This window comes from Hyphomonas sp. (assembly GCF_041398465.1).
Lineage (GTDB): Bacteria > Pseudomonadota > Alphaproteobacteria > Caulobacterales > Hyphomonadaceae > Hyphomonas.
Map to the genome: position 1 here is coordinate 58,804 of NZ_JAWKUS010000001.1, position 23,644 is coordinate 82,447.

Consider the following 23,644-nt stretch of genomic DNA (forward strand, 5'->3'; position numbering starts at 1 on the left):
TAGAGGCAAGATGACGAAAGGTGAAGGGCCGGACCTGCTCAGGCCGCGGAGGTGGCCGATTTTGCACTGCCAGAGGCAGCGACCCAGGTGCCGCGGTAGTCGCGCGACGGTTCCAGCTGGTTGGTCAGTCCGATCAGGCTCTCGCCCTGCCCCAGTATGACCAGCCCGCCCGGCAACAGCTGAGCGGCAAGCGAATCCGCGACACGGCTGCGGGCCGATCGGTCCATGCCGGACAGTACATTCCGGCACAGGATGACGTCGAACTTGCCAAGGCCGCCCGCGCTTTCGAGCAGATTGTGCTGGCGGAAGCTGACCTTGCTGCGCAGGTCTTCGGAAATTTCCCACTGGCCGCTGTCGGTACGGGTAAAGTGTTCCATCAGGCGGTGGATCGACAGGCCCTTCTGGACTTCGTAATGCCCATACCGGCCGGAACGGGCCCGTTCCGTGGCTGACTTGCACAGATCAGTGGAAAGGATCTCGATCTTGGCGCCGCTCAGCGAAGCCGGCAGGTCATCTTCCAGCAGCATCGCCAGCGAATAGGCTTCCTGGCCGGTCGAGCCACCAGCGATCCAGATTTTCAGACGCCCCGAATTGCCGGCCTTCAGCCGCATGGGCAGTATGTCGTGGACCAGCCGGTGAAGCGTTTCCCGCTCCCGGAAGAACCAGGTATCCTTCGAAACAAGCGCTGCCGCACATTCGGCCGCGAAGACCGGATTGGCGCGTGATTTCAGGCAGTGGACCAGATCGTCGAGCGAGCCGAAGCCCTCGCGACGCGCAATCGGGGCCAGACGGGCTTCGATCAGATAGGATTTCGATCGCGGAATCGCCTGACCAGACCCTTTCAGGGCCAAGTCTGCCAATTCGTTGAAAACCCCATCCTGCATAATTGGCTCCGGTCCCGGACTGATGCGCCTGCAAAAGTTACCGGTACAGCAAGGATTGTTAAGAAATACTTAGATCAGGCCGACTTCGGCGAACTTGCTTTCCAGAATTTCAGCGTCGAACGGCTTCATAATAAACTCGTCGGCACCGGATCTGAGCGCCTCGCCGACATGTTCTGCATCATTCTCGATTGAGCAGAACATGACAACCGGCTTTTTGCCGTCCTCTTCCCTGCGCAGGGCGCGCAGGAAGTCCAGGCCGTTCATGACCGGCATGTTCCAGTCCAAAAGGACTGCGTCCGGCATCTGCTTGCGGCAAATTTCCAGGGCTTCAGCGCCATCACCTGCTTCGATCACTTCGAAGCGCAGGTCCTTGATAATGCGAGCCGCAACCTTCCGCACCACGCGGGAATCGTCGACAATCAGGCACGTTTTCATGAACCGTTTCCCCACTGGAACATCAACTCCGGACGCTCGCCGAAGTGTCTTAATAAAATCTTTCGGCACCCGCCGGGCGAGCAAGCTCAGCCTTCGGCGCGCAAACCCGTGGCCATCAAGATCACCTGGCCGTCACTCGCCTTGGCGGTAAACTCACCTTCAAGGCCATCGCAAATCATTTTGGCGAACAGCGGCTGGATGTTCTCGGCCCGCCATCCTTCGGCCGGATCGGTTCCCTCGATTGCGGCTGTGATTTCCTCCTTGAGGCGGGCCCGGTCTCCCTTCGCCGTCAGCGTGATCGTGAGGCCGCCCGCTTCACTGCGGATGCGGACACTCACCACCCCGCCCCGCGGCAGGGATTCGACTGCCATCATGACGAAATTCATCATCAGACGCACATGAGAGAAACTCAGATGATCCGCCTGCAGGTCCCACTCAATGCTGGGCTTGTGACTGTTGACGAAAGCTTCCGTGATTTTACGGGCCTCGTGGATGTCCGCGGCACCGGCGTTCAGGCCGATGGAGCCGAAGGCGTAGCGCAGGAACTGAATCCGCGCCGCGGCCTTTTCGGCACCGTCATGCAGCAGGGCTTCAGCCTGCGCCTTCATTTCATGGTCGCCTGGCTCGTCCATCAGGTCGAGAGCATTTGTGACCGAGGAGATCGGCGAAACAAGGTCGTGGCAGATGCGCGACGCAATGTACGCAGACAAGCGTGCAGGATCGATCGATGACATGGTCAGCCCTGTAGAAAATAGTGTGACAACGGCGGCAGGATTGGGTGCTCCGCCGTTTGTGTCAATCAAAGCTGCGTGAAGATACCGTCACAGCCGTGCAGTTCACACGGATGGATCGTCCGGGCGATCGATATCGTCATGCCCATGTCGAGCTGAGTAGAATGTGAGGAAAAACAAGCCGCCAGACAGGCCAACGGTCAGCACGGCACCGATGATATCGGCGGCCCAGCCATGCCCGCTGATCCCGTCGCTTCCCCCCATCCAGAAACGTGGCATGACTGCAAGCACAACTGCCAGAACAGCGATACAGGCAAATATAACGGCAATGGCTCTACGGGACATGGCCTCACCCTAGAGCTGCAGCCGGGCCAGGCAAGTCACGATCTCACTTGCGTTTCCAGGCGCCTGTCTGGTCCATGTAGTATTCGCCGGGATCCAGCTTATCGATCTGCTTCTCGCCCGTCAGGCGGGCGACCTGAGCCGGAGTCGTGCCGGTCTCGGCGGCCACTTCGGCATATTTGGCCGCGCGGCGGTTGTTGATCTCGTTGACCTTGCGGACCAGCGCCGGGTCCGCCGTGCCGACAACGCCAAGCAGGCCGTCGATGGTCTCACCCACCTGACCCGCATCAATGGCAGCGTCGATTACGGGGTCACCCGCAAAAGCGACAGGCGCCAACGCGAAGGACGCAATGGCGAAAACGGATGCGGCAGCAATCGTGCGAAGGGATGTCATGTTATTTCTCCTCTCTTCGCTAGAACAGGTCCGGGTTGTCCGCGATCAGGTCCTCGACTTCCTTGTCGAGAATGATGCGCACTTCCTGCGTGATATTGAGATCAATCTTGATCGGCTTGTCGGACGGTTCAATCTTTATCGTGTGCGTACAGGCGACCAGGATCGAAAATCCGGCGCCGGCAAGGAGCATGTTTCGAAAAGTCATGGGCGTACTGGCCTCCTTGGATCTGGCGGTACCATGCCATGACGCGGCTTAACGTCAATCAAGGACATGGTTGTTCCCTATTCATCTTTCTGGATTTTGAGACCGCGATCCGTCAGCACTTCCTCAACCACGAAATCGGTCAGCTTCTGCTGGTTGGTGTAGAACTGGCTGGACCGGAAGAGTTCCGCCAGAGCTGAATCCACAGCGATGTTGAACTCGAATGGCTGCCCCTTCACGATATGGGCATTCGACCCGTATGTGATGTCATTCCGGCTCTTGCCTGCCAGCTTCAGCGTGATTTTCACACGATCGGCGACGTCGCCGTCCAGCCCGACTTCCAGCACAGTGAAGTCGAAATCCTTCAGCGCCTCGAATGCCAGGCGGACATTCGCGTCAGACTGGGCTGCAGAATCTGCGGCGTCGCCCAGATAGGCGACCCGTCCGCCACCATCGTCTGCGAACAGGCGCGCATCGCGGATCAGGACTTTGGTTCGCTCGACATCGATCGGAAAGCGGCCGGACACCGTTCCTTCCGCTTCGATCTTCGCGAGCTTCAGGATACTGACGAGTTCAGCAAGATCAATCGCGTCCGCGGTAACTTCGACATGCTGTGCATCCGCCCCAAGCGTCCAGTCGAACGGATCAAGTGCCAGCGCGCCTCCAGCGAATGGAAAGGCAGCAGATTCCACAGCGAATATACTTCCCCCGGAGAAGGCAAACACGATCCGCCCGTCACGCAGCGGGATGCCGGGGTTCATGCCACCAACCGTCAACACCTGGGTCGGGTCGGTCGACAATGTGAAAAGGTCCGCAAAATGGACTTGTCCGTTCACGTTCTCGACCCGCCCGAGGCGCGTGGTCTGAAACCCGAAGTCGGAGACCGAGACATCGGCTGTGCCCGCAAGCCGTCCGCCATCGATCACGACGTCGGACGCCGCTTGCATCTGGCCAACTGCATCCGTGTACACACCCCGCAGACGCTCCGACAGCATCACCGGCTGCAGTCCGCCTTTCTTGAATTCCAGCGCGCGCGTCGCCACTCGCGCCGTGCCATCAAGTGTCAGCACATTGATGTCCGACGTGATTTCGCCAACCGTCACACCACTGGATTTCAGGCGCAATGGGCCGCTGAGCGCCAGCTGCCACTCGTGCATGCGCGCCGTCAGGTCAGAAACCAGCGGCTGGTAGACCGGGTCATCGCGGAAATCCCGGATCAGGACCGACTCACCCGCAAGATCTCCCGAAAGGCCGCCAGATCCGATCTCGCCATCAAAGCTGATTTCCTTCGCGGTCACTTTTGCAGGGATCAGCGTTCCGCCAAACACGGTATCGCCAAGTGTGGCAGCAAGTGCAGGCGCTTTGCCCCTGGCCGTCACAAGGCGGACACGTGGGCTTTCGGAATCAATCGACAATGCCCGGTCTCCGATATCCATCGGCAAGTCGAGATCAGGCGAGGAAAGCGACAAGGTGAATCCCTTGCGTACGGACCAATCCACCACTGCGCTCTTCAGGTTCAGTTCGCCGGTCACCGACTTCGACTCGAACGGCCAGGATACGTCGCCCAGAGACGCCGTCCCGGACGGGCTCCCGTTGCCAGGCTTCATGAAGGCGCCCCTGCGCGGGCAAAGGTTCAGCTTGTTCGGCTGGAACATCACACCGCCCAGCTTGACGCCTTGCGTGTCAAACCGGAGACACGGCTCGTTTATCGGTTCGACACGAAGCCCCTCCTCCCCGCTGATCACCTGGATGGCGCCGCTCAGCCGGGAGTCTGAAAGTTCTATGCCAAAGACAGGCCCTGACAGTGAGACAACCCCTCCCGCATTCACGCTGAGATCGTCCGGTTTGGAACTGACCTTCAGGGACGAAAGATCCATGCCAAAACGTGTTCCGTTTACGGACCAGGACGACAGGTAGACAGCCCGCGCATCCATCACCAGGCCACTGCTTCCAAAGCCAAGTGAATTGAGGTCCGCCGTCAGCTTCGGTCCTCCACCCCCCTCCAGGGAGAGTTTACCGCCAATGGATGTCATCCCACCACGCAAGCTGAACCACGGCTCCCCCGTCCGCTGTGAAGACACCGACAGGGCAAGCCCGCTTGCTGCGGTCAGCGTACCGGCGTCTTGCGCATCAAGGGCAACTTCCCCTTCGCGGACGGCTGCACTCACCCGCGCCTCGGCACCAAACTCGGAGAGTGCCCGGGCAAACACGGCCCTCAGGCGATCTCCGTGCGCTGACAGAGGAGACGGCAGCTTCACGCGGCTGAGCAGGCTGTCCGAGAAATCTTCCGTCAGCGACGCGCTGGAGGTGGACACAAGCCCGGAGAAACGCCCACCCTCCTCTTCTTTCCAGGAGACGTCTCCGGCAGCCGTGAAAGATCCGGCCTGGCCCTGAGGAATCGATACATCGGTCAATGAGATTGCTGAAGGTCCGGCGATGGCGTCATCAGTCTTGAGCAGGGACGCTTCGATTTTGGCATTACCGGCAGAATAACCGCGCCAGCGCGATGGGCCGAATTCCAGCTCCATGTCTGCTTCAGTCAATGCCGCAAGCAATTCGTCGACTGACATGCCAGCCATCTGGTCCAGTTTCGCATGACCGCTGGTCTGAAGGGCAGCAAGCGCGAATTCCGCGCCGGACGCTTCGGTCACCCGTCCCTCCCAGACGAGCCGGGCGGGTGCATCCTTGCCGAGGCCTGACTCGAGACTGGCCTCCAGGTCTGCATCCGAAACGGTCACCTCGTCAGTTCGCATTTCTTCAATGTTGAGGTTCAGCCGTCCTTCAAGCTGTCCATTGCGGGCTGTGACCTCCGCCACACCGCCAGACCAGCGCAGGTATCCTTGCGCTTCATCAAGGCTCGCCGGGTCGAGCGTGATTGAGGCTGAGGCGTTCTTGGGAAACACGCCGCTGGCGGAAACACTGGCGCCTACCTCACCGGCGCTCGTGCCGATCAGGACACGTCCATCGCGAATGTCGAGCGCCGGAAAGACGCCGCCACCACCGCCGCCACGGGTCGATGCCAGCCGCTCGAGCCCGTGGAAGCCGAGCTTTCCATCCGCGAGAGCCCCGTAAACCACAGGAGCGTCCAGTTCGACTGCAGTAACCTGCGGGGAAAACAAACCCGGCCAGGCCAATTGGATCCGCGCCGCGGGCGCTTCGAATGCCGTCTGACCCTGTCCTGTTACGACCAGATTGCTGATTGCAACACCGCCGAAGCCCAGTTCATCGATTTTGGCCGAACAAGCCAATTCCCGCCCAACGCACCAATCGGCCAGCAGCTGCCGGGCAATCGGTTTCCGCATGGTCCAACCCAGGACGCAACCGACAAGAACCAGCAGAACGGTCGCGGCCAGGACGCGGCGTGCCCTGCGCGCACGCGCCGATGGCGCCTTGCGGGCCGTTTTGCTAAAATCTCCGTCATCTGCCTGCGTCACTGACTCATCCGGCTTGCGTCCGGCTCGCTGTGGAAATTAGAATCTTGCCTGAAAGGGGAATTCCTTTCCGACCGTGTTTCAAAAGCCTTAATAGGCATAGGCGATAACAATTTGGCGAATAAACGTCCGTCTGCACGGGATTTGCAGGCAGGATGCCAGGGTGGCGAACAATATGCAGGGGCTTGCACATGCAAGACACTCAACAAACGACCGAATCCCAGGCGCCCGTGCGCCGGACGCTGTCACACGGCATGAAGAGCCTTATGGCGCTTGTTGTCCTGGGCACCGGATCGGCGCTTGCGGGCCTGCTGATCACCGGGCCGAACGGCCAGAACGGGCCGGGCGCCGCTGAAGCCGCCCCCGCTCCGCCGCCGCTTGCCGCGACCCTGCTGACGGCCACCGACTTCCAGCCGCCTGCCGCCCCGCTGCAGACTGCGGCCGGCAAGCTTGCCCGCCGCGAAACGCTGACCGGCCTTGTCCAACGCCTCGGCGCCCCAGCAAATGAGGCGGCCAGCGCGTTGCAGACCCTTTATGACAATGAGCTGATCGATCCGCGGCGCCTGCTGCCGGGGCTCGAAGCCGAAGTCTTCCTCGATGACGGCCACCTCAGCGCCCTCAATGTGAAGGCTGAGGCCGGCCGGAACCTGTTCATCAAGCGCAGCGCAGATGGCGAATGGACTGCCGCAACCCTCAACGCCCGCCTGATCCCGCATTATCACCGTGTCGGCGCGCCGATAGAGACCTCGATCTACGAAACGGCGCTGGGTCTGGGCGCTGGCGACCAGCAGGTCGTCGATTTCGCCTCAGTCTTTGCCTATGACGTTGATTTCCAGAGGGAAATTCATCCCGGCGACTCATTCGAGATGGTGTACGAAACGTACACCGATGAGGCCGGGCACCCTGTTAAGACGGGCAACCTGATCTACGCCGCCCTCAACGGACAGGCGCTGACGCGCAGCTTCTACCGCTTCACCCCGTCCGACGATGGCGAGACCGACTACTTCGATTTCAACGGCGAGAGCGCCACGAAATTCCTGATGAAGACGCCGATCAACGGCGCCCGCCTGTCGTCTTCTTTCGGCAACCGGGTCCACCCGATTTCCGGCTACACCCGCCTGCATAAAGGCACCGACTTTGCCGCCCCGACCGGCACTCCTGTTTATGCAGCCGGTAACGGCACCGTCGAATGGGCGGCCCGCCGCGGCGGCTATGGCAACTACATCATCGTGCGCCACGCCAATGGCTACAAAACCGCCTATGCGCACCTCTCGCGCTATGCCCGCGGCCTGCGCAAAGGCCGCCGTGTGCGCCAGGGTGAAATCATTGGCTATGTCGGATCGACAGGCGCCTCCACCGGACCACACCTGCACTATGAGGTGTATATCAATGGCCAGCCGGTGAATGCGATGAAGCTGAAGCTGCCGACCGGCCGCAAGCTCGCCGAAACACCGCTGATGATGGACGAATTCCTCAAAGCCCGCGACGGCATCGACGAGATCCGCGCCGAACAGGGCGCCGCCCTGCTGAGCGTCTCGCTGCCGATGAACCCGCCCTCCCCCTGAGGCGCGGCAGCAAAACAGGCAAAATAAAAACGGCGCAGGTTTCCCTGCGCCGTTTTCGTTTGATGTGATGCCGCTTAGTTCAGCGCAGCGGCGCCCTTGGCGAAGTCGTTCGGGACGCCATTGATCGCCAGCTGGTCGCCCTCCACGCCGATCGTGATGGTTTCGCCATCATGGATCCGGCCCTCCAGCAGCAACCGGGCCAGCGGGTCCTGCAGTTCCTTCTGGATCACGCGCTTCAGCGGGCGGGCCCCGTAGACAGGGTCATACCCTCTGGCAGCCAGCCAGTTGCGGGCATCGAGGCTGAGCTCCAGCTTCATCTTCCGGTCCTTCAGCAGGCCTTCGAGGCGCTCCATCTGGATATCGACGATGTGGTCGATCTCGCCGCGGCCCAGCCGCTTGAAGAAGACAATCTCGTCGATCCGGTTGATGAATTCCGGCCGGAAGTGCGCCCTGATGGCGCTCATCACCGCGTCCTTCGCGCCCTCGGAGATGTCCCCTTCCTCACCAGAGGCAAGGGCATCGGCGCCGAGGTTCGACGTCATGATGATGATCGTGTTCTTGAAGTCCACGGTCCGGCCCTGGCCATCCGTCAGGCGGCCATCGTCCAGCACCTGGAGCAGCGTGTTGAACAGGTCCGGGTGAGCCTTCTCGACCTCGTCGAACAGCACGACCTGATAAGGGCGCCGGCGGACAGCTTCGGTCAGCACGCCGCCTTCATCATAGCCGACATAGCCGGGAGGCGCGCCGATCAGTCGGGCCACGGAATGTTTCTCCGAGAACTCCGACATGTCGAGCCGCAGGATGGCTGTGTCGTCGTCGAACATGAATTCGGCGAGCGCCTTGGTCAGCTCCGTCTTACCGACACCGGTCGGACCGACGAACAGGAACGAGCCGATCGGGCGGTTCGGATCCTGCAGGCCGGCACGCGCGCGGCGTACGGCATTCGACACGGCTTCCAGTGCCGGGTCCTGGCCGACGACCCGCTTGCGCAGGGCGTCTTCCATATGCAGCAGCTTTTCACGCTCGCCTTCCATCATCTTGTCGACGGGAATGCCCGTCCACTTCGAGACGACCGCTGCGATGTCTTCAGGCTTCACGACTTCGGAGACGACACCGCCGCCGCCATCTTCGCTGCTTTCCGTATCCTGGATCAGCTTTTCCAGCTGCGGAATGGTCGAGAATTTCAGCTCGGACGCCTTGGCGAGGTCGCCCTGGCGCTGGGCTTCCGCCATTTCGGCATAAGCCCGGTCGAGCTGTTCCTTCGCAGAAGCAGCGCCTTTCAGCTTGTTCTTCTCGGCACTCCATGCCGTCGTCAGTTCATCCGAATGCGCCTGTAGTTCTGCAATCTCTTCCTCAAGCGTGTTCAGACGCTCTTTCGAGGCCGCATCCTTCTCTTTCTTCAGCGCTTCGGCTTCGATCTTCAGCTGCAGCAGGCGGCGGTCGATCTCGTCCAGTTCTTCCGGCTTTGAGTCGACTTGCATACGCAGGCGGGAAGCCGCCTCGTCCATCAGGTCGATCGCCTTGTCCGGCAGGAAACGGTCCGTGATGTAGCGGTTCGACAGCGTGGCCGCCGAAACGATTGCCGCATCCGACACGCGCACACCGTGGTGCGCCTCGTAGCGGCCCTTCAGGCCACGGAGGATCGAGATCGTGTCTTCCACGGTCGGCTCATCCACGAACACAGCCATGAAGCGGCGGGCAAGAGCCGGGTCGCCTTCGACATATTTGCGGTATTCGTCGAGCGTGGTGGCACCCACGCAGTGGAGCTCGCCGCGGGCGAGCGCAGGCTTCAGGAGGTTTGAGGCGTCCATTGCGCCATCGCCCTTCCCGGCTCCGACCAGTGTGTGCATCTCGTCGATGAACAGGATGATGCCACCTTCAGCCTGCTGCACTTCATTCAGCACAGCTTTCAGGCGCTCCTCGAATTCACCGCGGAATTTCGCACCGGCAATCAATGCGCCCATGTCGAGGGCAAGCAGCTTCTTGTCCTTCAGGCTTTCCGGCACATCGCCATTGACGATACGCAAGGCAAGGCCTTCGGCGATGGCGGTCTTACCGACACCCGGTTCACCGATCAGCACCGGATTGTTCTTCGTCCGGCGCGACAGCACCTGGATCGTGCGGCGGATTTCCTCGTCGCGGCCGATGACCGGGTCGAGCTTGCCGTCGCGCGCATCCTGGGTCAGATCGCGGGCATATTTCTTCAGCGCTTCGTAGCCTTCCTCGGCATTGGCGCTGTCGGCCGTGCGACCCTGGCGCAACTGGGCAATCGCCCCTTCCAGCGCCTTCGGGGTCACGCCGGCATTCTTCAGAACGTCTGCGGCCGGATCACCGGAAAGACCGGCAATCGCCAGCAAAAGGCGTTCGGTCGTCACAAAGGCATCGCCCGCCTTCTTGGCGCCGGCTTCGGCATCCTGAAACAGTTTGGCCCCAGCCTGCTCCAGTCGCAGGCCGGTATTGGAACCGGAGACTTTCGGAATCTTGCCGAGGGCCGTGTCGATGCCCTGCACAACAAGTTCCGGCCGGCCGCCGCTCGCACGGATGAGGTTCACGGCCATCTGGTCGCGATCCTCCAGCATTTCTTTCAGGACATGCGCCGGTGTCAGAACCTGATGACCGGCGGCAAGTGCGGCGGTCTGGGCTCCCTGGATAATGGCCCGGGCGCGTTCGGTATATTGTTCAATATTCATGTATCATCCCCTTTCAAAGGCAGATTTGGTCGGGATCCCGGCACCCCGCTTAGCGGCAGCGCCTTTGTCCTTCACAGTCAATGTGGGAACGGATTCCGGTCTTGCAACTCCCCTGCGGCGGGAAGGTTCACACAAGAAAAAAGCCCGGCGGCCTGTGGCACACCGGGCTGATCTGTCTCATGGGACTTTCGGCCTTAATCTGTGGCCTCGGCGGAAGTCTCCGCCTCTTCGTCCTTCGCCTTGCGGCGGCCGCGGGACACGGTCTTCAGGACACCGTCGGACGGATCTGCATCATCCAAGCCGTCATTGTCCTGGCTTTTATAGGTCTTCCGGCGGGTGGTGCGACGGCGGCCCTTGGGCTTTTCTTCGCTGTCGTCATCCTCCGAAGACGCGTTGGACTCCTCGGACGAATTTTCCTCATCGATGACGCGCATGGCATCGTCACTGCCGTCGTCCTGCCTGGACGGGGCGTCGCGGCGCTCGACGCTGGCCTCGATCTTCTCAGACTCGTCATTGCCGGACTCATTCGAGTTGTCGTCCCCGTCATTGCGGGAATTGTCGCGGCGGTTCTGGTCGCGCTCATCACGGTTGCCGCCGCGCTGTTGCTGCTGTCGCTCACGCGCTTCCTGCTGCTTGGCAACGATCCGCTGGTAATGTTCGGCGAACTGAAAATAGGCTTCAGAGAGAATACGGTCACCGCTGGTCTGAGCGTCGCGCGCATACTGCTGGTACTTTTCAAGCACCTGCTGGGCAGACCCACGGATTTTCACATCCGGACCAACAGATTCAAAATGCCGGTTCGGGTTGTTGAAATTGTTCTGGTTGTTGCCGCCTGACCGGCGGTTGCGCCCGCGTGAGCGTTTCATGAAGTCAGTCCCATGTTCATGCGCCTGCTAGTTCTGTGCAGGCAGTCCCGTCGCGCTGGCCCTTTGTTTAGCTGGCCACAGCCCCGTGTTTTTGCGCGATTCCTGTGATCGAAGAGGGAAACCTGTGGAACCCGCTCATCTCGTTTCACACGATTCTTCTATCCTGTAATGCCTTGGCCGCCAAGCGAAAATGTAAGTATCACTTTTCGGGTTTCCGGCCCCAGACAGCACGATCATTTCCGCCAAGGTCCTTTGATGACCCAAATTCGGAAAATTCTGCCGCTTCGAGCAATCCGGAGACGGCTTCTTTCTGATCGTATCCGATCTCGAAAACCAGCCAGGCGCCAGGTTTCAGGTTTCCGCTGGCGAGCTTGATGATCTCGCGATAGGCGAAAAGCCCGTCATCCCCGCCATCCAGCGCCGCCATCGGATCGTGGGTGCGCACCTCAGGCGAAAGCGAAGCGATCTCCGCACTGGCGATATAGGGCGGGTTGGAAATGACCAGGCCGGCGGAAGACCAGTCCTGCCAGTCTGCCCAGCTGCCTTCGAACACCGACGCGCGGTCCTCAAGGCCGAGGCGGGAGAGGTTTTCCCGGGCAAGGCTTGCCGCTTCCGGGCTTGCCTCAACTCCGATACCGCGCACCTTCGGCCGGTTCGCAAGGATCGCAGCCAGCAGGCAGCCACTCCCGGTGCCCAGGTCTGCGACTGTCATCGCCTCCCCTTCCGGGATGAGGTGCAAGGCGGCCTCGACGACGACCTCGCTGTCCGGCCGCGGGATCAGCGCACGTGCATCGCAGAGGAGTTCCAGGCCATAGAATTCTGTCGTGCCGAGGATGTGCTGCAGCGGCTGGCGTGCCTGCCGTTTACGGAGCATGCCCGCAAAACGATCGGCCACCTGGTTCGGCACTTCATCCATCTCAACAGAAATCAGCCCGGTGCGGGAAAGACCGGACGCAGCCATCATGATCCGGCGCACTTCATGGCCGGCGTCTTCGATGCCAGCCTCCCGCAGGTCCTGCGTACCTGTACGGAGAAGCGCCTTGTAGGTTCTCACGTCAGCGCCCGCCGTCAGCCCGCCGCTTCCATGGCGGCCAGTTTGCGCGACTGGTCTTCGGTGATCAGCGCCTCGATCACATCCTGCAACTTGTCGCCCGAAATGATCCGATCCAGCGAATAGAGCGTCAGGCCAATCCGGTGATCGGTCACGCGGTTTTCCGGATAGTTGTAGGTCCGCACTTTCTGGCTACGGTCGCCGGAGCCGATCTGGCTGGCGCGTGCTTCGGCGCGCTCGGCATCGGCTTCAGCCCGCTGCTTTTCGTAGAGACGGATCTTCAGCTGCTCCATCGCCTTTTCACGGTTCACGTGCTGCGACTTCTCGGAACTGGTCACCATGATGCCGGTCGCAAGGTGCGTGATGCGCACAGCAGAGTCCGTCGTGTTGACGTGCTGGCCACCTGCCCCGGAGGAGCGCATTGTATCGATACGGATGTCTTCCGGCTTGATGTCGATCTCGATGTTTTCCGGCGCGGGCAGCACAGCGACCGTCGCGGCGGACGTGTGGATCCGGCCCTGCGTCTCGGTCGCCGGGACACGCTGAACCCGGTGCACGCCGCTTTCCCACTTCATGTGGCCGAACACGCCGTCACCGGAGACGTTGCAGACAATTTCCTTGTAGCCGCCTGCATCGCCCACCGAAGCATCGACCACATCGACCTTCCACCCCATCAGCTGGGCATAGCGTGAATACATGCGGAACAAGTCACCAGCAAAGATGGCCGCCTCGTCCCCGCCCGTTCCCGCGCGGATTTCCAGCACGATGTCAGCCGCATCATCGACGTCTTTCGGCAAGAGGAGGATCTGCATTTCCTGCTCAAGCTCAGGCAGCTTTTCCTTCAGCTCCTCGATTTCCATCTCGGCCAGTTCGGCCATTTCCTTGTCGCTGCCTGAGGCCAGCGCCTGGGCCTCTTTCAGGCCATTGCGGGAATTCAGCAGGTCCTTCGCCTTCTCGACGACGGGCTTCAGTTCTGCATGCTCCTTCGACAGCGCGATAATCTCGGCCGTATCGGAGGTCGCGCCCATGCGCGCCTCGACTTCCTCGAAACGATCGATCACCTGCTCGAGGCGGGAATTTGAAATGCTTGCCATGGCGGCTTCTCTAGAGCCGTTTATGGCAACTGGTAAGCCCCTTCAGGCGGTCTATGGCAGCGTGAGGATGCGCACGACTTCCTTGCCGGCCAGAATGAACAGGACCAGCGAAGCCAACGCGAACATCATGAAACGCTGCGTCACCTTCGGCGACAGGATCTGCACGAAGGAATGCACCACCCGCAGGCCGACATAGGCCCAGGCGAGGTAAGTCGCCATATTGTCCGCCCCACCGGTCAGCGCGGCAAAGAACATCAGGGCGTAGAAGATCGTCGGTTGCTCGTGCAGGTGGTTGTAGTTGTCGGCCACCGACCGGACATTCGCCGGCAGCTTGTCACCATAGGTGCCGGGATGGCGCGCATCGTCTGGATTGACCTGCGCCTTCTGCATCGCCGGAATACGCGTCGCGTACATCCAGAGCCACATGACCAAAGTCCAGACCACAAGGGCGAGAACGGGGTAAAGAAAATCAACGTTGATTGGCATGGGGTGCCCTCCCTAAGCACTGTTTTTCTTATGCTTACGGTGCTTCGCCGCTAGTGAACAGCGTATTGTGAGGGGCCTTCCCCCACCAGGTGCGTGTGCAGGAACACCGTGAACGCATCGATGTCTTCCGAAACGACGCTGTGCCCGCCGGGGCGCAGCCACCAGGAAATCCCGGCTGCCGGATCGAAATCCCGCATGCCGGTGGCGGTCAGGCCCGCATGCCCGGTTGCCTCATAGGCGGCGCTTGCCGCCTCCGCCGCCCGGAAGGAAGAATTGGGGTCCGACCAGACATCCCGGCGTCCATTGCCAAGCAGAACCGGCGTCGGCGCAACGAGCGCCAGCAATTCGTGCTGGTCGACCGGAATCTCGTCCAGCCGGTCCACCCAGTCCTGAACTTCCGGCGCCAGCCAGTGCGGGTACTCTTTTGCCATCCGGTCGAGCCGCTCCCCGGTTTGCGACCGCGACAACGAAGCACCGGCAAAGCCCGATTGGTGTGCAACAACCGCCGCGATGCGCCGGTCCCACACCGCGGCGATCAGCGCCGACTTGCCGTGCCGGGAATGGCCCATCACACCAATCGCCTTCGGATCGATGCGCGGGTCGGCATCGAGCACGTCGACGGCGGCAGAGAAGCTGTAGGCCCAGGCCATCAGGGCGGAGGTCGGGTTTACCGGCCCGCCGAGTGCAGCCATCGCTTCAGGCGCTTGTTTCTTGCGGTCGGGGATGAAATCGGACGCATAGAAACTCGCATAGGCGAGGCCTGCATCGAAATACCGCTCGACTGGGGCGAGCGCGATATAGGTGCCGAAGATCTGCGTCGCCGCCCAGCCGGGGAAGCCTTCCATCATGCTGCCGTCGCAGATCTCGCCGTCGGCATTGGTGACGGGCTCGTCCGGAAAGACGGAGCACGTGTCGGCAAAGGTCTGGCTGATCACGACAGGCACCGGGCCGGACACCTTCGGAAAGGCGGTGACCAGCATGAAGGATCGCGCGCCCTCGCCGCTGCCGATCGTGATTTCCACTTCTTCCAGCGTGCCCCGGCCGTCCAGGTATTCCGGATCGATCATCTGCCAGTCACCGAAGCTGACCGGCATGCCGGCGGGCCATGGGCCGTAGAGCACGTCTTCAAACTTGCGCTTCAGCGTCTCGCGCGCCGGGCTGCCCTCTATTGTGATGGCAGGCACATCCAGCGCGGGCGATGGGGCGGGCTTGTTGGCGGTTTCGAGGCTCGCATAGTTCATGCCCAGCATGGTGCAGCTCGACATGACCAGCGCGACCACAAAGATCAGGACCAGCAGCGGCAGGCGGGCCAGGAACCAGAGTATGGGGCGGATCATCGGCGACCTTTGTTCGTGAGCTGCCTCAGCGCGGTGAACCTAGCGATATTCCCCGCGGCGGCCAGTCCACTCACGAAATAGTGCTTATCCCGCTGGCGCATAGCGGTCGCGGTAGCGGCGCGAGCCCGGCACGGTTTCGCCCGTGTCCAGCTCGATCACGGCGTCCCCTTCCCCTGTCGGCGTGATGACGGAGACATGATCAAGATGGACTATATAGGACCTGTGGACGCGCGCATGATGATCGCCGGCCTCTTCCAGCAGACGTTCCAGCTCTGTCAGCGTCATACGCGCCAGATGCGTCTTCGCCGGGGTGCCGACTTCCACATAATTGGACGCAGCCTTTGCCCAGATCACGTCATCGGCATTCACGAAGAAGGTCCGCCCGCCGGATTTGAGGGTCAGCCGGTGACGGTCCTTTGCTTCGGTGCGGGTCGCTTCCGTTTCCAGGGTGCGCTGCTCGACCACCCGGTTCATCCAGAAGATCGCCGCGATCAGCGCATAGGTCAGCACGTCCTTCCGGTATTCGTAGAGCCATGACGACAGGTCCGTCAGACCGAAATTGTAGGGAAAACCGAACACCATCGGCGTCAGCAGTTTCCGCAGCATCACCATCAGCAGGATATGCACCACAGAGAACGCGACTGTCCCCAGCGCATGGATCGCCAAATTCGGGCGCCACCGGTCAGCCGACATCGGGAACCGGCTCAGCATGGTGGTGATGAATGGCACCATGGCCACGATGACCACATGCGACGTCGCCTGGGTGAGCCAGGGCAAATCCGGATGTTCCGATCCTGCCCGCAAGAATTCGTGGCGATCCGACAGGGCTTTCTCGAAATAAGAAGCCAGCATGAACGCCGCGAAGACCAGCCAGGTGCGCCGGTCCGCCCGGTGATCCGCCTCGAATTCGGGATGTTTCATGTCAGTCGTCATCGCAGTGTGGTGCCACAACTCACGCGCCAACCGGAAGAGCGGGTGTCGAATTTCGTCCCCAAGGGCCGCCATTCGTCCCCGGGACGGGCCGTTTGTCCCGCCGGTCTGCCCCACACCCCATGCCGGATGACGTGACCGGGGCGGATCCGCAGTCTGCGCTCCAACGAACAGGAGTTACCATGCCCCAGACACAAGCCTTCCCCCGCCGCTACGATCTCGACTGGCTGAGAGTCATCGCCTTCGGCCTGCTGATTCTCTACCACACCGGCATGTTCTACGTGTCGTGGGACTGGCACGTGAAAAGCGTCCATTCCGGCCCCGAGGCCGAATGGGCGATGCGGCTGCTGAACCCGTGGCGCCTCTCCTTGCTCTTCCTGATCTCCGGCGTGGCGCTCCGCTTTGCGGCGGACAAGCTGGGCGGATCGACGCTCGCCCGCGAACGGATTGTCCGCCTCGGCCTGCCGATCCTGTTCGGCATGATCGTCATCGTCGCCCCGCAGAGCTGGCTGCAACTCGTAGAGAATGGCGAGTTCACCGGCAGCTTCTGGAAGTTCTGGCCGCTTTACCTCGACTTCGGTTCGGACTTCTCGATCACGACGCCGACCTGGAACCATCTCTGGTATGTCGTTTACCTGCTGGTCTACACGTTGATGCTGGCCCCGGTCGCGCGGCCGCTGGCCCGCTTCATGACCGGCAAGGGCGACCGCATCACGGCCTTCCTGTTCGAGGGCCGCTGGGGACCGGCCGTCGCCCTGCTGATGCCTGCCCTGCCGCAAATGCTCTACCGCATCTCCCTCGATCCCTATTTCGAGACCACCCACGCCCTGACGAACGACTGGGCCAATCATGCCCACAGCGTGACCATGCTGATGATCGGCTTCCTGCTGGCGAAAGACCGTCACTTCTGGAACGCGATCCGCCGCGCCATGCCCGTGGCCATCGCCGGTGCGCTGGTGCTCGGCGCCGTGCTGACCCCGATCTGGTCGAACTGGGGCGCGATTGCGGACTCTGCTGAGTGGGGCTGGCTCGTCTGGCCGGCACACATGGCACGGCTCTTTTATGCCTGGCTCGCCATCGCGGCCCTGCTCGGCCTCGCCCAGCGCTACCTCAACCGGCCGAGCCGCGCCCTCACCTACATGACCGAGGCGATCTTCCCCTGGTACATCCTTCACCAGACGATCACCGTCATGGCCGGTTACTGGCTGACCCGTCAGGGCCTCAGCGTCTGGGTCGAGGCACCGCTGGTCATCCTTGCCACCTTCGGCGGCTGCGCCCTGCTCCACGAACTGGTGATCCGCCGCGTCGGCTTCCTGCGGCCACTATTCGGCCTGAAGCCTGCAGCGAAGGCGGCAGCTGTGCCTGTGCCGGCACAATAGGCAGAAAGGGTCAGGTCGCGGCTACTCAGCCGCGACGTCTGCCTCTTCGCGTTCGGCACGCAGGCGTTCGGCCTTTTGCTCGACCAGTTCGACGATGTGCTCGATCATGTCGGCATTGGAGACATTGTGATCCGGCCGTCCGGCCACGAACATCTTGCCGCTTTCCTTGCCGCCGCCGGTAAAGCCGAGATCGGTCAGCGCCGCTTCGCCGGGGCCATTCACGACGCAGCCGATGATCGACAGCGAAATCGGTTCATGGATGTGCGACAGGCGCTGTTCCAGGATCTCCACCGTCTTGATCACGTCGAAGCCCTGCCGCGCGCAGCTTGGGCATGCGACGATGTTCACGCCTCGCGTGCGCAGGCCAAGCGACTTCAGCATCTCGAAGCCGACCTTCACCTCTTCCACCGGATCGGCAGAAAGGGAGACGCGGATCGTGTCGCCGATCCCGGCCCAGAGCAGCGCGCCCATGCCGATCGAGGATTTGACCGTACCCGTACGAAGCCCGCCCGCCTCGGTGATGCCAAGATGCAGCGGCGCATCTGTCGCTTCGGCCAGTTGCTGATAGGCCGCGACCGTCAGGAACATGTCGGAGGCCTTCACCGAAATCTTGTATTCGTGGAAGCCAAGGTCATCGAGAATGCGAGCATGGTCGAGCGCGCTCTCCACCATCGCGTCCGGGCATGGCTCGCCGTATTTCTCCAGCAGGTGGCGCTCAAGGCTGCCGCCATTGACGCCGATCCGGATGGAACAGCCATTGGCGCGAGCCGCCGCGACGACTTCCTTCACGCGGGCCTCTGACCCGATATTACCGGGATTGATCCGCAGGCACGCCGCACCGGCGTCTGCCGCCTCGATGCCGCGCTTGTAGTGGAAATGGATGTCAGCCACGATCGGCACAGGCGAAGCCCGGCAGATTTCCGGCATGGCGGCGGTCGCCTCTTCCGTCGGGCAGGACACACGCACGATGTCGGCGCCGGCCTCGGCCGCGCGCTGGATCTGCGCGATGGTGGCGGCCGCATCCTCGGTCGGCGTGTTGGTCATCGTCTGCACGGCGATGGGGGCATCCCCGCCGACCAAGACATCGCCGACGCGGATCTGCCGGGACGTGCGCCGCGTGATGTCACGCCAGGGACGGATCGGATTGTGGCTCATGTCATGTGCCTCTGGTGCCTTAAGGCCCCTAGATGGCGCGTTCGCGCCGATCCGGCAATGCGTTTACAGTAACTTCAACTGCCTCAGCGGGTCGCGCGGCTGCCGCCATTGGCCGCCATGGCCGGGGCGGAAACTTCTGCGGCGCGGGCAAGCTGTTCGTCGACGCTGACGGAAAACACTTCCGCGCCGTCCGGGCCCAGCGGGCTGACCACGATGTCACCGACACGCCACTCGAACGCGCCGCCGTCACGGGCAGACACGGTCCAGCCGGCATTCAGGCGCGGGAAATAGGTTTCGCCTGCCGCCATGACGCGGCTGCGGAAGATGGTGCCGTCAGCGCCGCGCACTTCCAGCCAGCCCTGGCGCACAGCCGCCAGTTCCAGCGGCAGCGTGTCCGGCACGGGGCGCTGGGACTCGGATTCGGCAAACAGGCTATCACGGGCACCGTTAACCGCCACGATGGCCGCCGATTCCGGGACTTCCGGGGCAGGCCGCATGAATTGTGACACGCCGATCGCGCCCGCTGCCAGCGCCACAAGCGCGGCGGCGGAGGCCAGTGCCAGCGGCCAGCGGGCCCGCTCGGCAGCAATCTGGCCCATTTTCGGGACAGGCGCAGATTCCTTCACTTCCTGAACGGCGCCGCATTCCTTGGTGTAGATCGCAATGACGTCCTTCTCGGGCAGGCCGAGATATTTCGCATACGTGCCGAGGATGGCGGTGAGGTAGCCGCCCTTGGGCAACTCACCGACTTCCATACGCTCGATCCACATGAGGTAGTCCTTGCGCAGAAGCGTCGCGGTGGAAATGTCCTGCAATTCCAGGCCTTTGACCTCGCGCACCCGGCGCAGGACCTGGCCCATGCGCAGCTCTTCTCCCTCATAGGAGCGGGATTCGAATATCTCCTTGGCGCGCAGGAAGCGTTCGGTGTCGGTCAATGGCTTGTTTTCGGTCCCGGTTACCGGGCCAATCTGCTCGTGAAGGGTGTCGTCGTCGTGTGCCATGTTCGTCCAGTACAGCCGTGATGGTCGATTGTCGTCCCACCAACGCGCAAGATATGGTCCATGAGTGAGGTTAACTCACAGAGCCAATCTATCAACCTTCCGCCAATTCCACGCCATGTTCAGCCGCAAGAGCTAACAACTGGTTACGGAACGCATCGTTCGGTTTATCGAGCGCATCGAGGAAATCGGCCCGAAACGCCGCTAGATCAAGGCTTCTGATCATGCGTTTGACTGGACCGATCGATCCAGCCGACATGGAAAGATTGGTAAACCCGAGCGCAACGAAACAGAGCGCCGAAAGGGTCGATCCGGTCGCCTCCCCGCACGCCGACATCCGGATTCCGTGTGTCCTGCACTCTTCGGAGACCATTTTCAGGAAGCGCAGGGCGCTTGGGGACACAAGATCGTACCGATCCGAGACAGATGGGGTCATCCGGTCAGCGGCATAGAAGAACTGCATCAGGTCATTGGTGCCGACCGACAGGAATTCCGCCTCCCCGGCCAGTTCCTTCAGGCTGAAGGCAAGCGCCGGGGTTTCCAGCATCACGCCAACTTCAATGTGGCGTGGCCGTTTGCCGGTCGCTTCATAGGTCCATTCGACCTCCTTCATCAGAAGGTCTTTGGCAGCAAAGAACTCCGCCGGCGTGGTCACCATCGGGAACATGACTGTCAGTGGATCTTCCCCCGCCGCGCGGATCAGGGCCCGAAGCTGGCGGCGGAACAGGCCGCGATGATCCAGCGCGAAACGGATGGACCGCCAGCCCAGCGCTGGGTTCTCCTCCCGCTGCAGGTTCAGCGCCGGCAACACCTTGTCGCCACCAAGGTCCAGCGTGCGGAAGATCACCGGCTTGCCCGGCGCCTTGTCCAGCACGCGTCGATAAAGCTGAACCTGATCGTCCAGCCGCGGCAGCGTTTCGGAGACGAGGAACTGGAACTCGGTGCGGAAAAGACCGACGCCATCCGCGCCGGACTGGTCCAGCGTGTCGAGGTCCAGTTCCAGACCCGCATTCAGCATCAGGTGCAGATCCTTGCCGTCCTTGGTACGGGCTGGCTTGTCGCGCAGCGCCGCATAGGCAGCCTGGCGTTCGGAGCGCAGGGCCACGCGGTCCTTGTAGGCATCGTAGAGCGCATCGTCAGGGCGGACATGCAGCACCCCCTGCTCCGCGTCGACGATCAGCCAGTCACCCTGGTCGATCCGCGTTGTCAGGCCTTCAATGCCGCCCAGCGTCGGAATGCCGAGTGCACGTGCAACGATGGCGGCGTGCGAAGAGGCCGCCGCCTCCTCCATCAGGATGCCGCGCAGGCCCGCATTCGCATATTCCAGCAACTCCGCCGGACCGAGGCGACGGGCGACCAGGACGCTGCGTTCCTCGCTGATCACCGGGCGGCCTTCATCACCGCCGAGGATCCGCAGCAGCCGGTTGTCGAGGTCTTCCAGGTCGTGCAGCCGTTCGCGCAGGTACGGATCGCGCGCACTTTGCAGGCGGGCGCGGTGTTCGCGGCGAGCCCGGTCGATCGAGGCTTCAGCCGAGAGACCCGAGCGGACACCTTCCTGCAGCTTCTCGGCCCAGGATGGGTCATGCGCCAGCAGGCGGTAGGTTTCCATCACGTCGCGCGGGTCATCCCCCAGCACGGCGCCGTCGATGGCCATCATCCGGTCGATCGACTTCTTGAGGCCGCCCAGCGCTCTGGTCAGGCGGTCCGCCTCGACCTCCTGATCGCTGGCAAAGAATTTCGCGGCCGGCACGACCGGGTCATGCAGCACGGCGCGGCCATAACCGAGGCCTTCGCAGAACACCCGGCCGCGCAATGAGGCCGGATTACGGGTCCGCTCATGCCCATTGCCATTTTCGAGGTGTTCGGGGTCGATCCGGTCGACAATCTCCGCCAGCACCATGGCGATGGTCTGCAGCGTGTCGATCTCTTCATCGCCAAAGACGCGCTCGGTCCGGTTCTGGGCGGTCAGCACGCCGATCACCCGGCCGCCGCGCAGGATCGGAACACCCAGGAAGGCGTGGAAAGGGTCCTCCCCCGTTTCCGGGCGGTAGGAGAAGGAAGGATGGCGCGGAGCATCCTGGATGGCCATCGGCTCTGCCCGACGGGACACGAGGCCAACAAGACCTTCAGTGGCGCCGAGCCGGGTGTTGCCGACCGCTTCCGGTTTCAGGCCTTCGGTGGCGATCAGGATCAGCTGGCCGCTGCGATCCCGCAGGTAGATCGAGCACACATCCGCCACCATGGTCGAGGCGATCAGCCGGACCACATTGTCGAGACGTGAACGTGTTTCCCCGTCCTCTGCCATCATCTGGCGGAGGCGGTTCATCAGCAGACGTGTGGCAGGTAGATTGTAGGCCATCTAGTCCTGCTTGTCGCAGGCGCTGTTACTCGGCGTCAAGGCCGAAGGCAGTGTGCAGTGCCCTCACCGCGAGTTCCGTATAAGGCGCTGCAATCAGAACCGAAATCTTGATTTCGGATGTCGCGATGACATCGATGTTGATGTTCTTCTCCGAAAGCGCGCGGAACATCGTCTCGGCAACGCCTGTGTGGCTCTTCATGCCGACGCCGATGATCGAAACCTTGGAGACGTCGCGCGTGACTTCCATCGAGTCGAAACCGAGGTCGTCTTTCAGCTTTTCCAGCGTCTCTTTGGCGAACGGGCTGTCACGGTCGGTGCAGGTGAACACCATGTTGGCCCGGTCCGGACCGCGGGCATTGGCCTGCACGATCATGTCGACATTGACACCGGCCTTGGCGAGCGCGGCGAAGAGTTTCGCCGATACGCCCGGTTTGTCCGGCATTCCGAAAAGGGTGATCTTCGCCTCATCACGCGAATAGGCGACGCCGCTGACAACCTGCTTTTCCACGATTTCTTCCTCTGCGCAGACTAGGGTTCCGGGATTGGGCTCTCCGGGCTTCAGGAAGCTGGAGAGCACGCGCACCGGCACGTTATGGTTCATGGCCATTTCGACCGAGCGGGTCTGGAGGACCTTGGCGCCCAGCGAAGCCATTTCGAGCATTTCCTCGAACGAGATTTTTTCGATCCGCCGCGCTTTCGGCACGATGCGCGGGTCGGTCGTATAAACGCCGTCGACATCGGTATAGATGTCGCAGACCTGGGCATTCAGCGCGGCGGCCACCGCCACGGCGCTGGTATCGGACCCGCCCCGGCCAAGCGTGGCGACCCGCTCATCTTCGGTCACGCCCTGGAAACCGGCGATCACGGCGATCTCGCCCGCATCGATGGAATCCGGCAGGCGGGAATCGTCAAAGCCCATGATGCGGGCCTTGCCGTGGCTCTTGTTGGTTTTCAGCTTCAGCTGCCAGCCAAGCCAGGAGCGTGCCTTCAGGCCGCGCTTGCGCAGCGCCAATGCGAGAAGGCCTGCCGTCACCTGTTCGCCCGAGGCGACAACGACGTCATACTCGTCGTCATACTGCTCGCGTTTGAGCTCGCTGCCGGCCGCCCCTTCGGCCAGCGCAACCAGCTTGTTGGTCTCGCCTGCCATGGCCGAAACGACCACGGCCATATGCTCACCCTGCTTTGCGCGGGCGGCAACAATGTCGGCCACGTTCGCAATGCGATCGAGGTCTCCAACTGAGGTTCCGCCAAACTTGAGTACCGTGCGCGCCATTTCGCCCTATATCCTGTAGAAACGGGTATGCCCCTATAAGCG

General features: G+C 62.0%; 20 protein-coding genes. 2 read left to right on the forward strand and 18 right to left on the reverse strand.

Annotated features, from left to right (window positions below; genetic code table 11):
• Positions 1-38: 38 nt before the first annotated feature.
• The 7 genes from R3C98_RS00300 to R3C98_RS00330 all read right to left on the reverse strand — a co-directional run bounded on the left by R3C98_RS00300 (position 39) and on the right by R3C98_RS00330 (position 6,290).
• The gene (locus R3C98_RS00300) at positions 39-884 is read right to left on the reverse strand and encodes a protein-glutamate O-methyltransferase CheR (protein ID WP_371312105.1); all 846 of its coding nucleotides are present in this window, start codon (positions 882-884) and stop codon (positions 39-41) included.
• Between the two features lie 69 nt (positions 885-953).
• Entirely contained in the window at positions 954-1,319 is a 366-nt protein-coding gene (locus R3C98_RS00305) for a PleD family two-component system response regulator (protein WP_371312106.1), read from the reverse strand.
• An 86-nt stretch (positions 1,320-1,405) separates the two neighbouring features.
• The gene (locus R3C98_RS00310) at positions 1,406-2,053 is read right to left on the reverse strand and encodes a histidine phosphotransferase family protein (RefSeq protein ID WP_371312107.1); all 648 of its coding nucleotides are present in this window, start codon (positions 2,051-2,053) and stop codon (positions 1,406-1,408) included.
• A 102-nt stretch (positions 2,054-2,155) separates the two neighbouring features.
• Positions 2,156-2,395: a hypothetical protein gene (locus R3C98_RS00315; RefSeq protein WP_371312108.1), complete on the reverse strand. Its 240-nt coding sequence runs from the start codon at positions 2,393-2,395 to the stop codon at positions 2,156-2,158.
• Between the two features lie 43 nt (positions 2,396-2,438).
• Positions 2,439-2,786, reverse strand: a complete 348-nt coding sequence (locus R3C98_RS00320; RefSeq protein WP_371312109.1) for a YdbL family protein — start codon at positions 2,784-2,786, stop codon at positions 2,439-2,441.
• Between the two features lie 19 nt (positions 2,787-2,805).
• Positions 2,806-2,991: a YnbE family lipoprotein gene (locus R3C98_RS00325; protein ID WP_371312110.1), complete on the reverse strand. Its 186-nt coding sequence runs from the start codon at positions 2,989-2,991 to the stop codon at positions 2,806-2,808.
• Between the two features lie 77 nt (positions 2,992-3,068).
• Entirely contained in the window at positions 3,069-6,290 is a 3,222-nt protein-coding gene (locus tag R3C98_RS00330; protein WP_371312111.1) for a YdbH domain-containing protein, read from the reverse strand.
• 320 nt (positions 6,291-6,610) lie between these two features.
• On the opposite strand from R3C98_RS00330, the gene R3C98_RS00335 reads away from it, so the two are divergent.
• Entirely contained in the window at positions 6,611-7,984 is a 1,374-nt protein-coding gene (locus R3C98_RS00335) for a M23 family metallopeptidase (RefSeq protein ID WP_371312112.1), read from the forward strand.
• Positions 7,985-8,058: 74 nt separating this feature from the next.
• Here the strand turns inward: R3C98_RS00335 and clpB are convergent, their stop codons facing one another.
• The 7 genes from clpB to R3C98_RS00370 all read right to left on the reverse strand — a co-directional run bounded on the left by clpB (position 8,059) and on the right by R3C98_RS00370 (position 16,429).
• The gene (clpB, locus tag R3C98_RS00340) at positions 8,059-10,674 is read right to left on the reverse strand and encodes an ATP-dependent chaperone ClpB (protein WP_371312113.1); all 2,616 of its coding nucleotides are present in this window, start codon (positions 10,672-10,674) and stop codon (positions 8,059-8,061) included.
• A 194-nt stretch (positions 10,675-10,868) separates the two neighbouring features.
• Complete coding sequence (locus R3C98_RS00345) at positions 10,869-11,540, reverse strand: DUF4167 domain-containing protein (RefSeq protein WP_371312114.1); 672 nt, start codon at positions 11,538-11,540, stop codon at positions 10,869-10,871.
• Between the two features lie 199 nt (positions 11,541-11,739).
• Entirely contained in the window at positions 11,740-12,594 is an 855-nt protein-coding gene (gene prmC / locus R3C98_RS00350) for a peptide chain release factor N(5)-glutamine methyltransferase (protein WP_371312115.1), read from the reverse strand.
• 14 nt (positions 12,595-12,608) lie between these two features.
• Positions 12,609-13,685 carry a peptide chain release factor 1 gene (gene prfA / locus R3C98_RS00355; protein ID WP_371312116.1) on the reverse strand — a complete coding sequence of 359 codons (1,077 nt, stop codon included), beginning with the start codon at positions 13,683-13,685 and terminating at the stop codon, positions 12,609-12,611.
• A gap of 51 nt (positions 13,686-13,736) precedes the next feature.
• Positions 13,737-14,171 carry an MAPEG family protein gene (locus R3C98_RS00360; protein ID WP_371312117.1) on the reverse strand — a complete coding sequence of 145 codons (435 nt, stop codon included), beginning with the start codon at positions 14,169-14,171 and terminating at the stop codon, positions 13,737-13,739.
• Positions 14,172-14,221: 50 nt separating this feature from the next.
• Complete coding sequence (locus R3C98_RS00365) at positions 14,222-15,508, reverse strand: alpha/beta hydrolase family protein (protein ID WP_371312118.1); 1,287 nt, start codon at positions 15,506-15,508, stop codon at positions 14,222-14,224.
• Between the two features lie 84 nt (positions 15,509-15,592).
• The gene (locus tag R3C98_RS00370) at positions 15,593-16,429 is read right to left on the reverse strand and encodes a LytR/AlgR family response regulator transcription factor (RefSeq protein ID WP_371312119.1); all 837 of its coding nucleotides are present in this window, start codon (positions 16,427-16,429) and stop codon (positions 15,593-15,595) included.
• A 191-nt stretch (positions 16,430-16,620) separates the two neighbouring features.
• On the opposite strand from R3C98_RS00370, the gene R3C98_RS00375 reads away from it, so the two are divergent.
• Positions 16,621-17,817, forward strand: coding sequence for an acyltransferase family protein (locus R3C98_RS00375; RefSeq protein ID WP_371312120.1), 1,197 nt, complete (start codon positions 16,621-16,623; stop codon positions 17,815-17,817).
• A gap of 21 nt (positions 17,818-17,838) precedes the next feature.
• Here the strand turns inward: R3C98_RS00375 and ispG are convergent, their stop codons facing one another.
• The 4 genes from ispG to R3C98_RS00395 all read right to left on the reverse strand — a co-directional run bounded on the left by ispG (position 17,839) and on the right by R3C98_RS00395 (position 23,602).
• On the reverse strand, positions 17,839-18,972 hold the full coding sequence (gene ispG, locus R3C98_RS00380; RefSeq protein ID WP_371312121.1) for a flavodoxin-dependent (E)-4-hydroxy-3-methylbut-2-enyl-diphosphate synthase: 1,134 nt from the start codon (positions 18,970-18,972) through the stop codon (positions 17,839-17,841).
• Positions 18,973-19,055: 83 nt separating this feature from the next.
• Positions 19,056-19,973 (reverse strand): helix-turn-helix domain-containing protein, encoded by a 918-nt coding sequence (locus tag R3C98_RS00385; RefSeq protein WP_371312122.1) that lies wholly within the window; start codon positions 19,971-19,973, stop codon positions 19,056-19,058.
• 91 nt (positions 19,974-20,064) lie between these two features.
• Positions 20,065-22,329, reverse strand: coding sequence for a phosphoenolpyruvate--protein phosphotransferase (ptsP, locus tag R3C98_RS00390; RefSeq protein WP_371312123.1), 2,265 nt, complete (start codon positions 22,327-22,329; stop codon positions 20,065-20,067).
• 25 nt (positions 22,330-22,354) lie between these two features.
• Positions 22,355-23,602, reverse strand: a complete 1,248-nt coding sequence (locus R3C98_RS00395; RefSeq protein ID WP_371312124.1) for an aspartate kinase — start codon at positions 23,600-23,602, stop codon at positions 22,355-22,357.
• Positions 23,603-23,644: the final 42 nt, after the last annotated feature.

Coding starts and splice junctions, on each gene's coding strand:
- R3C98_RS00345 (WP_371312114.1), bottom strand. CDS start 11,540: ATGAAACGCTCACGCGGGCGCAACCGCCGGTCAGGCGGCAACAACCAG.
- R3C98_RS00330 (WP_371312111.1), bottom strand. CDS start 6,290: ATGCGGAAACCGATTGCCCGGCAGCTGCTGGCCGATTGGTGCGTTGGG.
- R3C98_RS00375 (WP_371312120.1), top strand. CDS start 16,621: ATGCCCCAGACACAAGCCTTCCCCCGCCGCTACGATCTCGACTGGCTG.
- R3C98_RS00315 (WP_371312108.1), bottom strand. CDS start 2,395: ATGTCCCGTAGAGCCATTGCCGTTATATTTGCCTGTATCGCTGTTCTG.
- R3C98_RS00360 (WP_371312117.1), bottom strand. CDS start 14,171: ATGCCAATCAACGTTGATTTTCTTTACCCCGTTCTCGCCCTTGTGGTC.
- R3C98_RS00320 (WP_371312109.1), bottom strand. CDS start 2,786: ATGACATCCCTTCGCACGATTGCTGCCGCATCCGTTTTCGCCATTGCG.
- clpB (WP_371312113.1), bottom strand. CDS start 10,674: ATGAATATTGAACAATATACCGAACGCGCCCGGGCCATTATCCAGGGA.
- ispG (WP_371312121.1), bottom strand. CDS start 18,972: ATGAGCCACAATCCGATCCGTCCCTGGCGTGACATCACGCGGCGCACG.
- R3C98_RS00365 (WP_371312118.1), bottom strand. CDS start 15,508: ATGATCCGCCCCATACTCTGGTTCCTGGCCCGCCTGCCGCTGCTGGTC.
- R3C98_RS00395 (WP_371312124.1), bottom strand. CDS start 23,602: ATGGCGCGCACGGTACTCAAGTTTGGCGGAACCTCAGTTGGAGACCTC.
- R3C98_RS00335 (WP_371312112.1), top strand. CDS start 6,611: ATGCAAGACACTCAACAAACGACCGAATCCCAGGCGCCCGTGCGCCGG.
- R3C98_RS00385 (WP_371312122.1), bottom strand. CDS start 19,973: ATGGCACACGACGACGACACCCTTCACGAGCAGATTGGCCCGGTAACC.
- R3C98_RS00305 (WP_371312106.1), bottom strand. CDS start 1,319: ATGAAAACGTGCCTGATTGTCGACGATTCCCGCGTGGTGCGGAAGGTT.
- R3C98_RS00300 (WP_371312105.1), bottom strand. CDS start 884: ATGCAGGATGGGGTTTTCAACGAATTGGCAGACTTGGCCCTGAAAGGG.
- R3C98_RS00310 (WP_371312107.1), bottom strand. CDS start 2,053: ATGTCATCGATCGATCCTGCACGCTTGTCTGCGTACATTGCGTCGCGC.
- ptsP (WP_371312123.1), bottom strand. CDS start 22,329: ATGGCCTACAATCTACCTGCCACACGTCTGCTGATGAACCGCCTCCGC.
- R3C98_RS00325 (WP_371312110.1), bottom strand. CDS start 2,991: ATGACTTTTCGAAACATGCTCCTTGCCGGCGCCGGATTTTCGATCCTG.
- prfA (WP_371312116.1), bottom strand. CDS start 13,685: ATGGCAAGCATTTCAAATTCCCGCCTCGAGCAGGTGATCGATCGTTTC.
- R3C98_RS00370 (WP_371312119.1), bottom strand. CDS start 16,429: ATGAAACATCCCGAATTCGAGGCGGATCACCGGGCGGACCGGCGCACC.